The 12,200-nt window shown below is 61.5% G+C and carries 10 protein-coding genes; 5 read left to right on the top strand and 5 right to left on the bottom strand.

What is annotated here, in order from left to right:
* Together VH571_RS15325 and VH571_RS15320 are read right to left on the bottom strand one after the other, a co-directional pair.
* On the bottom strand, positions 1-369 hold a 369-nt coding region (locus tag VH571_RS15325; protein WP_423265279.1), incomplete at its 3' end, for a hypothetical protein.
* Between the two features lie 354 nt (positions 370-723).
* Positions 724-1,044 carry a hypothetical protein gene (locus VH571_RS15320; protein ID WP_423265278.1) on the bottom strand — a complete coding sequence of 107 codons (321 nt, stop codon included), beginning with the start codon at positions 1,042-1,044 and terminating at the stop codon, positions 724-726.
* Positions 1,045-1,559: 515 nt separating this feature from the next.
* Between VH571_RS15320 and VH571_RS15315 the strand changes: the two genes are divergently transcribed.
* Positions 1,560-1,799: a helix-turn-helix domain-containing protein gene (locus VH571_RS15315; protein ID WP_423265277.1), complete on the top strand. Its 240-nt coding sequence runs from the start codon at positions 1,560-1,562 to the stop codon at positions 1,797-1,799.
* A 21-nt stretch (positions 1,800-1,820) separates the two neighbouring features.
* Here VH571_RS15315 and VH571_RS15310 read toward each other — a convergent pair whose 3' ends face one another.
* Positions 1,821-2,213, bottom strand: coding sequence for a MarR family transcriptional regulator (locus VH571_RS15310; protein WP_423265276.1), 393 nt, complete (start codon positions 2,211-2,213; stop codon positions 1,821-1,823).
* Between the two features lie 308 nt (positions 2,214-2,521).
* Here VH571_RS15310 and VH571_RS15305 point away from each other — a divergent pair, with 308 nt between their 5' ends.
* The 4 genes from VH571_RS15305 to VH571_RS15290 all read left to right on the top strand — a co-directional run bounded on the left by VH571_RS15305 (position 2,522) and on the right by VH571_RS15290 (position 9,676).
* Entirely contained in the window at positions 2,522-2,863 is a 342-nt protein-coding gene (locus VH571_RS15305) for a hypothetical protein (protein ID WP_423265275.1), read from the top strand.
* A gap of 1,124 nt (positions 2,864-3,987) precedes the next feature.
* The gene (locus VH571_RS15300; protein WP_423265274.1) at positions 3,988-5,379 is read left to right on the top strand and encodes a hypothetical protein; all 1,392 of its coding nucleotides are present in this window, start codon (positions 3,988-3,990) and stop codon (positions 5,377-5,379) included.
* Between the two features lie 582 nt (positions 5,380-5,961).
* The gene (locus VH571_RS15295; RefSeq protein ID WP_423265273.1) at positions 5,962-9,051 is read left to right on the top strand and encodes a putative Ig domain-containing protein; all 3,090 of its coding nucleotides are present in this window, start codon (positions 5,962-5,964) and stop codon (positions 9,049-9,051) included.
* 103 nt (positions 9,052-9,154) lie between these two features.
* Entirely contained in the window at positions 9,155-9,676 is a 522-nt protein-coding gene (locus tag VH571_RS15290) for a hypothetical protein (RefSeq protein ID WP_423265272.1), read from the top strand.
* 756 nt (positions 9,677-10,432) lie between these two features.
* Here the strand turns inward: VH571_RS15290 and VH571_RS15285 are convergent.
* Positions 10,433-11,287 (bottom strand): LamG domain-containing protein, encoded by an 855-nt coding sequence (locus VH571_RS15285; protein WP_423265271.1) that lies wholly within the window; start codon positions 11,285-11,287, stop codon positions 10,433-10,435.
* Complete coding sequence (locus VH571_RS15280; RefSeq protein WP_423265282.1) at positions 11,284-12,141, bottom strand: S26 family signal peptidase; 858 nt, start codon at positions 12,139-12,141, stop codon at positions 11,284-11,286. The genes VH571_RS15285 and VH571_RS15280 overlap by 4 nt, the downstream gene beginning before the upstream one ends.
* Between the last annotated feature and the right edge of the window lie 59 nt (positions 12,142-12,200).

Below are 12,200 nucleotides of genomic sequence, written 5' to 3'. Positions count from 1 at the left end.
GGTTTTGCCGGCGAGGGCGCCGGTGGTGCTGACAGGGGTGGGGACCGCGGCGTTCGTGGTCGTGCCAATACCCAGCTGGCCCGAGGTGTTCAGGCCCCAGCCGTAAAGGGTCCCGTCCGTGGTGATGCCGAAAGTGGACTGACCTACTGCGCCGCCGAAAATGTTGGCAAACGACATGCCGTTGACGGCGACCTGCACGGTCGCGCCTCCACCAACACCGCCCTCCTGGACGGCTGCGGTCGCTGCGGACACACCCGTGAACATCAACCCGGCAATAACGGCCGCCGTGATCGCGATTTGGCCCGGCTTACGGCAAGACCGAAGGCCAGCACGGAAGGCGCTGCCCTTGGGAAGTACTTCGTTGTTCATGATTCTCCTGAATGAGCCGAGAGTGTGGGAGTGCCGCACCAGCAGGGACAGCTCTCGGGAGGCTGAATAAGCGGGTGGACCCTTTGGGGGACCAGGCGACTCACTTATTTAGTCAGAACTTCGTCCACATTCAAAGTCGTTTGCAGTAAAACCCTCCGTTTTGGGGGCATTTGGGTACTCCGACCCTTCCACCCCCAAAATGGGGTAATTCGCCCACTGACAGGGTTTTTCCTGGCCTTCGGGTCATAGGATGACTCGATGTGTGGGAGACAACACGAGGTGGATCACTAGTGATCCACGTCAGAAAGGCACGAAATCGCCCACAGCGTTTTCGTGCCTTTCTTTCCTGCGTATTTAGGACAACCGTCCCTGAATTTCCTGGGCGCGTTTTAAGCCCTCTTCGTAGCCCGATATGCCAATGTTTAGGCGTGGATCCGCTTCGAAGGCGTCGATAAGGCCCCTAAGAGCTGCCGAAGCGGCGAATAGTTCAGAAACAGAATCGTGAAAACCGTCTTCGTTTGGAGACATTGCTCCAAGATTGTGTTGCAGGCTGCACGTCATCTCGAACACGGCCTGCAAAATGGTTGCGGGCTTTTTGGCAACTAGGGCAACGTAGTCGCTGTACCAGCCGAGGGGCGCCGAGCTCGCCGAGACGGATTTTGATTCGTCAAACACAGGGAAATCCATCCGAGAGAATTGTCATTCGTGGCAACTGGGGTGAAAATGGGGAAGTTTGAACCCAACCGATATTGGGTTCGCGTCGAAGTGGAAGGTGGGTGAGGATCCTGTAGGTCAATACGGACTCGCTTCTCCCACCTAGAACGGCCCGCGGGAACAGGGCTACCCGATAGTTTCACCATTCCCGCGGGCCCACCATCCGGGCCCGAACCCGTGTGGCTTGAGCCACTCATGCGTGGCCCTTCCGCAGGACTTAGCAGCGGCCTTCCCATAGGCCCACCGGATCACTGCGGAAGCTCAAGTGCTAGCTAGCAGTCGAAGACCGACTTGTGATCAGCCGCACCGGTTGGTAAATCACAGTAATTCGACCACAAACAGGCACAGGGATATCTAAGCACAGAGAAATTTCGTTTGGGGAATTTATTGCCCCTTTTTTTGACCCCCGTTGGGGTTAGCCGCAGTTTTAGGCAGAACCCGTACCCCGGTCTCGCCACAAGTATCTAGGAGGCGTAATGAGCGATCACCTCGATCAACTTTTTGCACCGTTTTCCACTCATCTCTCCGTTAGCAACCTCGCCACCGTTCTTGGCGTGTCCCAGAAAACCGCTTACGACTATCTCCAGACGGGGGAGATCCCCGCGTACCGCATTGGAACGAAGTGGATCATTCTTCGCGACGAAGTCAAGGATTTTGTCGCCCTCTCGTCTATCTCGCACAACGAGACCACACCCACTCCGGACCAAGCTCCCTGACCCGGGCCGGCCCGCGGCCGATTAGTCGGACCCCGCTCGATGCAACGTACGGGTCAAGCTCCCCAGGAACTTGCGAGCCAATGCCACATCGTGGCCGCCGAGCTCGACCTCCAGAGCCCTTGCAAGCAGGTCGTGCAGCTGCACTGCATCTCGACAAGAGTCCGTCGCCTGAATGAGCAACATGCGCCCATCGAGCGGCGCCGGGAACTTCTCGACCAGACCACGGCTGAGTAGACGGTCGATGGTTAGCGCCAATGTGTTCTCAGAGAACGGAAGGACGCGCCTCAGGTGGCTCAGGGTCGACGGTGGTGCATGGATGAGGTGGAGAAGGATGCGGGCCGCTGTGCGACTGACCTCAAGATCTGAAGCAACGCTCTCGATGCACACATGAAAGCCGAGCTCGATGATTCGCACAAGATGGTGACTCATGTCTCGACCCACCTCGTTTGAGGGCGTCAGGAAAAAGTCCGAATAACGGATGTTGGGTAATTCGCTCGACACGTGGGCTCCTGGAAGTCGCGGCCCACAACCCCCGACCGCAATGCACAATTGTGCATGAATTACCCCATTCGTGCCAAAATAACCATGCGCTCGACCGTCTGTGCGCTCGAGAACCTGTTGCCCAAGCGCTCTCGAACCGCTTAGGGCAGTCAGAGGGAGCGCTCAAAACCGTGGTCGATCTCACCGTGCTTTCTATGAGCTACCCCTGGTTCCGAGTAGCCATGCTCGTCACCATCAGCGCCGCATCTCTCCTCGCCACCAGCGACGTACTGTTCGTTCTCGCCAAACGCGCCACGTCACCTTCAATCCGCCCCGACGCAGTCCAGGAGCACCCGCTCTATGCAGTGGCCCGCCATAACCCTGCAGTCATGACCGCCGTGCTGGAGGAACTTCAGGAGCAGGACATTCACGCTCTCCTCCGATTCGAGAAGCGCGTTCGACGCCTCGACAATTGGAGAATCGGTTGCCGAATTTTCGGGCACCTAGGCCTTGTCTATGCTGCAATCCTCGTGTTCTGGAGCCTTTCCAGCGCCTACCTGGGACTCAATGTCCATGTGGCATGACGAACCTTGACGCCTAAACGCCGATAATATTTATTATGTCAAGTAATTCAGGCAGCGGCTGAAGTGGCTCCAGCAGCATTTCTCTCTCGGGCCTCTGCACTCACCAGGGCCAAATTTAGAGCCGCTTCCCCGTCGGGATCTTGAAATCCTGTAAGCAGCTGAATAAGCCGCGCTCGAGCGTGGGTTGTCCGCATCAAGCGATCAGCGTTGATCGCCAGTTCGCTCGTAGATTCGATCGGCGTTGAGGAAATTTCGAGCTGCAACGCTGCAGCCGAATCAACCAAGGCTCGAAGAATAGTCGCCGGAAATAACTCCGCCACGAGGTCCAAAACCTCCTCGCGCCACTCGTCTGAATCGATTGTCGGGATGGAACGAGTCGCGAAAACCACTTTGAACCTCCAGGCATTTACCCGTCTCGGGTAGAACGGGTACACCCGTTGTACCCCATACATGTGGTTCTGTCACATTCAAATCGGGACTTGACACACCACCAAAATCCGCTAATGCATGGGGATGCAACCGGTTTTAGACAAGGCGGAGTCACCATTTGTGAGCACCCGCGGAGGTTCCAGGTCGCTAGACGGTTAACCAGTGGGACGGTTAGACATCTATGAACAAATAGGTGCTTTTGCCGCGAAGTGTGATTAGGGTTGTCCTCAGTCGAGCTGGTTACTCGATGCGCGATGCCGCTTCCGCCTAACTGATTCAGGCGGCGGCAGCTCCTGCACGCACCTTGGCCCTATCCCCTGGGGTCAAGGTGCCGCAGCAGCTTTACTCAAGAGGTGTCGCCGCAGCAGCGACCGCCATCAGCCGGCATCGGACTCAGCCGTGCGCAACAGCTCCTTGATTCCCGCCCTTTAAGGCATGCGTCGCTTTCCAAGGGTCTTCTTCGGCTCGCGGAAGGTGCGCACCCCGGCTACTCGGCCCTGCCTCCGACTGATCGACCTCGAGGCTTAAGCCACCGCCGGCGCCCGGCACGGCTCTACACAACCACTTCCCACAGTCCCGAAGTGGGGGTTTATGTCCGCGAATTACCTTGTTTTACTCATGAAGGGTATTTGCAGCGTGACCTTCTTGCGCTCCCCTTGATCACGCTTACCGGGTTCCCGGGAGTAGGAGCTCTTATGTCGTCCCGTCGCCTTATCCGCGTCACTGCGTCCGCAACCGCTGGCATTGCCCTTCTTGCCGGGGCTTTCCTTTCCTCGCCCGTCGCAACAGCTGCCACACCGGGGCCAACAACCATTCCCAGCACGTCATCGTTCTCAGCGCCGGACCTCTCCCACGACGAGATCATCGTGCCGAAAAGCCACTTGGTGTCGCCGCGATCTTCCGGCATGAAATCGCTCGGAACTGCTCGAAGCGAGGCGGCTGCCTCGACTGTGGTGAAGCATGCGGTGTGGGTCAGCGTGGCTGCGGTGACCAGCAAAACGTCCGACGACCAGTCGAAGCCTCTCAGCGCTGCAGCCATTAAGGCTGGGGTTGCCGCCATGCACGACTACTGGTGGCGGGAATCAGGCCACCGAGTCAACATCGTTCTCGGCGGAATCGAACGAATCTCCTTGAAAAAGTCCACCTGCAACACCAACACCGTCCTGGCGTCCGCATCCACGGTTGCGTTCAAGGGGGCGTTCGCCAAGTACAAGTGGGTTGGCAAGAACAAGCACCTGGTTGTTCTCAGCCGGGAGAAATGCGGAGCGCAAGCGTTCGGCACGGTCGGTGCCGACGGCGGCGAGATCTTCAGCGGCAACGGCATGAGCGCCTCCCTGGGTGTTCCAGTCCTTCTCCACGAGTTCGGCCACAACCTCGGATTCCTCCACGCCGGCTCGGGGATGTGCCACAGCACCACCGACTTCGACAGCACTCTCAGCAACTACGCCTACCCAGACGACTCACCCACCGCCACCTGCCCCGTCGAAGCGTATGGCGACTTCCTCGACATCATGGGCTACACCATGTCGAATGCCCGCCCGCATCTCTCCAGTGTCCAACGGATCCTCTCGGGCTACATGAGGGACTTCACCACCGTGTCCACACCCGGGACGACCAGCACCGTCACCGTGCACGCCCTCGGCAGCACGACATCCGGTCAAGCCGTCCGCATCCTGGACCCGATCAGCAAGACTTATTACTACGTGGAGTACCGCACCCGGGCGGGTGCCGACGCCGGCAGCGCCGAATTCAACGGCCACCAGAGCACCTGCGTAGACACGGGGTCCGGGTACAGCAAGTGCTCCTGGACCAGCTTCGCCAAAACAGGCGCCGTCCGTGTTCTTCGTGCCTTCACCCCCGCCGGTGGCGGCACCCAGAACGCAACCGCTGTCCTCGCCGCGGGTACCTACGGCACGAGAGATGCCCACACTCGAGATACCCACCTGGACGCTGGGGAATCTTTCCGCAATTACGGCAACGGTTTCACTGTGGCTGTCGTCTCCCTTAGCCCCACCAATGGAGCTGTTCTCAAAATCACTCTGAACTCGACCAGCCAGCCCGAGCCGACTCCGGCGCCGAGCCAGTAGCGGCGACCGACTCGATTGACCCCGCCGGCTTTTGAAGAAAGGTCGAAGACCTCAAAGGTGCGAAACCCCCAACTCAAGTAGCGAGCTGCGCCTCAACCAGAGACGGTCAAATCCGACGTGCCCGCATTGAACGGGATTGGTTAGCGCGGCCCACCCGAGCCTCAGTACATCACAAGCGACAGGCGGACAACTTGCGCGACAACTCTGAACCCGGTGTCTTCACAACACTTTGACCCATAGAGCTTGGCTGCAGACGGGCTGATCCCTTCACGCAGGGCAGAGAGTTTTCGCCGACCCGCTTTCGTAGCCTCTAGGCACTCGCGTCCCTCGTACAGACAGTCCGAAGCTGCAGCTCAGCCGTGCAGGCGGTGCCCTGACACGAGCGGTCGAGGATTGCAAGCGGGGTAAGTAATTAACCCCCAAAAGACGTCAATGTTGGTGAAATGCCCCTTTCTGTGCGCAAAACTGGCTTACTGGGAGGCAGTGCCTGGTCCCCCAAAGGGTCCACCCGCTTATTCAGCCTCCCGAGAGCTGTCCCTGCTGGTGCGGCACTCCCACACTCTCGGCTCATTCAGGAGAATCATGAACAACGAAGTACTTCCCAAGGGCAGCGCCTTCCGTGCTGGCCTTCGGTCTTGCCGTAAGCCGGGCCAAATCGCGATCACGGCGGCCGTTATTGCCGGGTTGATGTTCACGGGTGTGTCCGCAGCGACCGCAGCCGTCCAGGAGGGCGGTGTTGGTGGAGGCGCGACCGTGCAGGTCGCCGTCAACGGCATGTCGTTTGCCAACATTTTCGGCGGCGCAGTAGGTCAGTCCACTTTCGGCATCACCACGGACGGGACCCTTTACGGCTGGGGCCTGAACACCTCGGGCCAGCTGGGTATTGGCACGACCACGAACGCCGCGGTCCCCACCCCTGTCAGCACCACCGGCGCCCTCGCCGGCAAAACCATTACGCAGGTGTCGTCCAGCACTGATGCCACGGTCGCCCTGGCCAGCGATGGCACTGTCTACACCTGGGGAAGCAACGCCTCGGGACAGCTGGGTAACGGCACCACATCGACGACCGTCTCTTCAAGCCCGGTCGCCGTGTCCACCAGCGGTGTCCTCGCTGGCAAGAAAATCGTTCAGGTTTCTACCGGTGAGAAGTTCATGATCGCTCTCGCCAGCGACGGTTCCATTTATGCCTGGGGCCAGAACACCGGCAAGCTCGGAAATGGTTCAACCGCGGACTCGTCCGTCCCCGTGGCCGTGACCACCTCTGGCGTCCTTGCCGGGAAAACGATCACCCAGATCGTTGCCGGATACAACCACGCCGCAGCTCTTGACAGCAACGGCAACGTCTACACCTGGGGCGAGTCGTTCTCGAACGCTGGAGTTCTCGGAAACGGGACCGCTGGTGGTTCAACGACGCCCGTCGCCGTCACGACCGCGGGCACCCCAATGGCAGGTAAGACGATCACGTCGATCGCCCTCGGCGGCGCGGCGTCTTACGCTCTCGCCAGCGACGGCACCGCCTACTCCTGGGGCTTTGGTGGCGACGGGCGCCTTGGAACAGGCAGCACGGACAACCAGTCCACCCCTGTCGCTGTCACCGCAACCGGTGTCCTCGCGGGCAAGAAGATCTCCCAGCTCGTCGGCGGCGGCAACTACGCCATGGTCCGCACCACGGACGGCAACCTCTACGGCTGGGGCAACGACGGCTTCGGCCAGCTCGGCAACAACTCCACCACCTCGTCCTCCGTTCCCACGGCCGTGACCTTGACCGGTGCCCTTGCAGGCAAAACGATCTCGACCCTCAACGCCGGCTGGCAGACCGCCAGCGTCATCGCCACCGACGGCACCGTTTACGGTTGGGGCAACGACGCGGCCGGCAACGTCGGCGACGGCACCGCGACCTCCGCCGGAGAACTCGTCGCCAGCGCATCGATCATGCCCACGGTCTCCGTGAAGTTCGGTGGCACCTCGGCCACCGGCTCGATCGCCCGTGTCGACGCGACACACGTGTCCGCGGTCTCACCCGCCCACTCCAGTGGAACTGTCGACGTCGTCGCGACCACCGGCGGAGCCTCCTACAAGCCGGTCAGCACCACCACCGCGGCCAGCTTCCGCTACAACGCCAACCCGGCCATCAGCACCACCTCGCTCCCCGCCCCCGTCGTCGGCCAGGCCTACAACGGCCAGGTTGTCGGAGGCACGGCCGCCGCCGGAACACTCACCTACGCCGTCTCGTCCGGATCCCTCCCCACCGGCCTGTCCCTCGACAGCACCACCGGCACGATCTCCGGCACCCCCACCACCGCAAACACCGCCACCTTCACCATCACCGCCACCAACGCCTCCGGATCCGACAGCAAAACCTACACACTCGCCGCACTCACCCTGCCGAGCATCTCGACCACCAACCTTGGTGACGCCGGCCTCGGTGGGGACTACAACGCAACCGTGTCCGCGACTGGTTCGGGACCGCTTAGCTACGCCATCAGTGCTGGCGCCCTGCCTGCAGGGCTCGTTCTCGACCCTGAGACCGGCATCATCTCCGGCAAGGCCACCGATTCCGGCAGCTTTACCTTCGGTGTTTCCGTTAGCAACTCAGCTGGATCGCAGTCCAAGGCATACAAGATCAGTGTGGTGAACGCACCGTCGATTTCGACGACGACCGTCCAAGACGCCGTTGTTGGCTCGGCCTACGTGCAGCCTGTTGCTGCCGCAGGCTCAGGAGAGGTGACTTACGCTGTCACCTCTGGTGCCCTTCCGGACGGCCTCGCGCTGGACGCAAACACTGGTGTGATCTCCGGAACGGCTACGGACGCGACCTCGAGCATCTTCACGGTCACGGCCACCAACGCTCAGGGTTCCGACTCGAAGCAGTACACCCTTGTCACGCGCGCCGTGCCGAAATTCACGGGCACCGCGTTCAACGACGGAACGGTAGGACAGAACCTCACCGCTCAGCTGGAAGCATCCGGCAGCGGCACCCTGAACTACAGCGTCTACTCGGGTGACCTTCCGAGCGGTTTGACTCTTGACCCGGCCACCGGAATCATTTCCGGCACCCCGACCACGTCAGGCAAGTCCCTCTTCGTTGTGCGCGTGTCCAGCGCCTACGGATCGGACCTCCAGGCCTTCAGCGCAACCATTCACACTCCCCCGGCCATCACCACCGGCACCCTCGCCGGTGGGACGGTAGGAAAGGCGTACTCGGCCAAGGTCGCCGCAACCGGTGAAGGAACCCTGCGCTACACGATGTCGGCGGGCGCGCTCCCCGCAGGCCTGAAGCTCAACACCGTCACGGGTGCCATCACCGGCACCCCGACCGCCTCGGGCTCGTCGACGTACACCATCACCGTTGTCAACGCTTTCGGTTCCGCGTCGAAGACATACACGACGACGATCGCGGCCGCGAAGATGACCGTGTCGGTGCCCGCCGGAAAGTTCAAGGCAGGCAGCAACGTCAAGGTCACGGTCAAGGGTCTCGAAGTTAGCGAGACTGTCACGATCAAGCTCGGCGCCACGTCCTACGGCACGGCCAAGGCCACTGCCGCCGGTAGTGCGACCAAGACGATCAAGCTGAACGCAAAGCTGAAGACCGCGAAGTACACCCTCACGGTTACCGGCTCCAAGCACGGCGCCGTCAAGGCCACGGCCGTCATCAGCGTCACCAAGAAGTAAACCCTCACAGACAAGCGCCCCGCAGGTCCCCTGCGGGGCGCTTGCCTGTACAGCGAACCTCCTCTTCGCCGACTACTTAGCCCTCGACAAGACAGCGCCCACCATGAAGAAGCACCCTCGCTCTCGACAACCGTCCGAACGGCCGACATTCCTCGTGCTCGGCGTCGTCCTTGCCAGCATCTGCACGCTCATCACCTGGTTTGCGGCCTCAGGGATTGCGACTCTCACCAAGAAGGAGATCAGCGGGTTTCTCCATGCCATCGTCGGCATCGCCGCTCATCTCAGCTCGGCCGAGAACACCAAACGCATCGCTCCAGAGATTGAACCCGGAAACGAAGGGTTCCCCTTCATTCTCTTAGTAGCCGGGATCCTGTTCGTCGTCACCGGGGTTGCGTTCCTCATCGTCTCCCGCCTCTTCGGCACCCGCCGTCCCGGACGAACGGGTCTCCGATTCTTGCGTCGAGCAAGATCGACCACCGCACGACGGAACCTTCAGCCTGCCTTCCGACGTCGTGGTGAGCTGATCGAGGACGGCAACATGCTGTTGCCCGAGTGGCCTCCGCCAGCAGCGCTCACACGACTCCACAACGAGATCGAAGTCAGCACCCCTGGAGCGTTGTCATAGCGAATATGCGACCGGCACAGCAACTAACCCTTTAGTCCTTCCCGAGAGTCCCCGGGCGCCAAAATTTGGGCCATTCCTACTGACCTGGTCCATGCGCCCCACGAGCGCCGTCTAACACGCATCCCGGCCGCGAGCTCCCAATGGCACCCGCGCGACACGGCCGGCGGGATCCCGTGCTTGCGGAAATTCGGCCGACGGACGACCAGTCCGTCTATCGGGCAGCAGCAGGAGACTTCCATGCATTCACCAAACTCGTGCGCCAGCCCTGCCTCGCCATGAAGGGCATCGTTCGCGGAGTCCCAATGTCCTCGCCCGGAAACAAAGACGTCGTTCAAGACCCCGTCAGTAAGCGGCCTCTCTTGAGACGGCGCTGACCGCACGTGGTTGGCCATCGCCGCAATAGGGAGAGCTCCTGATCAAACTCCGGACGCGTCCAGTCCATGTCCCATTGCATGTCGGTGAATCAACCCTGACATGACCCGATCCAGCCGTCTCGGCTACCCGCGCGTGCCCAGCATGAACGGCTGATGCATGCGCTGTCGCCGTGACTCCTCGCGCAGCGAAATGCCTGGACCTACCGACACCTACTCAGGTACACCCATCAGCAAATTCCGTGAACGAGACTTGCCGGTCTTCACTGTCCGCGGCTCCTGCCTCGCTCGCGGAAGAGAGTAGCTGACACCCTGGCCGCGAGAGCGTAACCGCCCTCGGGATAATCAGTAGTCGGCAAGAACGGAATGGTTGGTAGGTCGCCGCTTACTGACCGGCGGCGTAATGGTTCAGGACTTGCGCTGGGGTGAGGACACTGGTGTAAAAAGCGGCGAAGCGCAGGGACCCGCTAAAGAAGAACTGGGTGCCGCTCCCCGGCCAGTTGGCGGTGTTGTCGTACCCGATGCGCACGTAGCCGGCGTAATTCTCCCCCGCCGTGTACGAAACATTCGAGGCGACGAGGTCCCCGTCGAGGTAGAGCCGCATCCCGGTGGCCGGCGACATGGTCGCTGCGACATGGTGCCAGTCCCCGTCCGTGTACGTGTCGGGGCTCGTGATCACCTGGGTGGCGCCGTTGTAGGCACCGAACACGATCTGCCCGGTCGTGGACACGTACACGTGCCGGTCGTTCTGGGTCGACGACCCGGTTTGGGAAGAGCCGAAGCCGATGATCTTTCCCCCGGCGACGGTGGTTTTGAACCAGGCCTCTTCGGAGAAGACGGTGGGGTTGGTGATCCTGGTGTTAGTGGAAACGTAGCTCGAGGTGCCGTTCAGGACGTACGCGCTCCCGGTGTCTCGGGGGCACGCCATCGGGGCCGTGGTGTTGGTGCGCATCGTGCCCCGATAAATGCCCGTGTTCCCGGCGCCGGAACTGTCGGTGACGAACAGGGATCCGGACGTTTCCCGGAGCGCATATTGGAAGACCGCAGTGGACTTGTCGGCGGCGGCAGCGGCAGTGCAGGTGAAATAGGGGGCGGTCGCGGCCGTATTGGCGCCGTTGGTGATCCGGGACACAAACCCTGACGAGGTTCCAGGGATGACGGCGGTGACCACCGCAGCGACGGCAACAACGGCAGCAACGAGGGCAGTCGACCTGCGCGGCCGCGGATCCGTTCTGCTCATTCGTCGCCCTCTTCCGGGGCGGGTTGTGGCAGCCCGACAAGGACGGTCCAGAGGAGTGGGAGGGAGCAGAACACGGCAACGATCCCCCATCCCCACCAGGGCAGGTCGAGGGCTGTGGCGAGCTGGTACCCGGACCCATGGGTGGGGGTTGCGGCAGAAAGGTTGGTCAGGGTTCCGGCCGTCAACCGGTCACTGGAAGCATTCCCCAAGGTGACCTTGATGGGCAGGATCCCGGTCGACACGACCGAGGCGTGGGTGAAAGATGGTGTGGTGGAGGCGGTGACAACGACTGCCTGGCACCACGGGCGAAGAATTGACGCGGTCACCGACACGGTCGTGGCGACACCGACAACTCGGGCGGCGCTTCGCCTTGGCGGGGACCGGAACCTGGTCGACACCGCCCAGGTCAGCAAGAAACCGGCCAGTAGATACGGGGTCGCGCGGAGCAGCCATCCAAGACCCGGCACGATGATGCCTACTTCCCCGATGACGTCGCTAGGCGACAGTCGCCACGGGTCCGTGGCACCGTTCAGGTCGCCCTTGGTCGTAATGAGGCCTTTGTCGCTGATGGCGGTGATGCGGTGTGTGTAGGTTTCCGTTTTCACCGTCGGCGGGTGAAACGAAATGACCTGACCCACCTGAAGAGCGCTAGGCGTCACGGGGTGGGCGATGACAAGGGTCCCAACGGGGGCGGTGGTTGCCATGGAGGGTGTCTCCACAACGAACCAGCGCACTCCGGACGTCCACAGGGCTACTACCCCGGCAAGAACTGCCACGAGGACAAGCAGTGCCGTCAGCGTGATGACCGGGAGCCTTCGGCGTTGCCCGCGGTGCCGCTGGGGAGCTCGCGACATTGGCCCGGGTGCGGGGGCCTGCTGGGGGCCGTGTGGGCGATCAAGAAGAGAGGTCATGG

Origin of the sequence: Frondihabitans sp. 4ASC-45, from assembly GCF_049472575.1 — a bacterium.
In the GTDB taxonomy this organism is placed as follows: domain Bacteria; phylum Actinomycetota; class Actinomycetes; order Actinomycetales; family Microbacteriaceae; genus Frondihabitans.
Note: the sequence above shows the minus strand (reverse complement) of the source record. Positions and strands in the feature narration are given on the sequence as shown.

Bases quoted from the DNA above. Each gene is read 5' to 3' on its own strand.
- VH571_RS15315 (WP_423265277.1), top strand. From the start codon at position 1,560: ATGAGCGATCACCTCGATCAACTTTTTGCACCGTTTTCCACTCATCTC.
- VH571_RS15305 (WP_423265275.1), top strand. From the start codon at position 2,522: ATGCTCGTCACCATCAGCGCCGCATCTCTCCTCGCCACCAGCGACGTA.
- VH571_RS15300 (WP_423265274.1), top strand. From the start codon at position 3,988: ATGTCGTCCCGTCGCCTTATCCGCGTCACTGCGTCCGCAACCGCTGGC.
- VH571_RS15295 (WP_423265273.1), top strand. From the start codon at position 5,962: ATGAACAACGAAGTACTTCCCAAGGGCAGCGCCTTCCGTGCTGGCCTT.
- VH571_RS15290 (WP_423265272.1), top strand. From the start codon at position 9,155: ATGAAGAAGCACCCTCGCTCTCGACAACCGTCCGAACGGCCGACATTC.
- VH571_RS15285 (WP_423265271.1), bottom strand. From the start codon at position 11,287: ATGAGCAGAACGGATCCGCGGCCGCGCAGGTCGACTGCCCTCGTTGCT.
- VH571_RS15280 (WP_423265282.1), bottom strand. From the start codon at position 12,141: ATGTCGCGAGCTCCCCAGCGGCACCGCGGGCAACGCCGAAGGCTCCCG.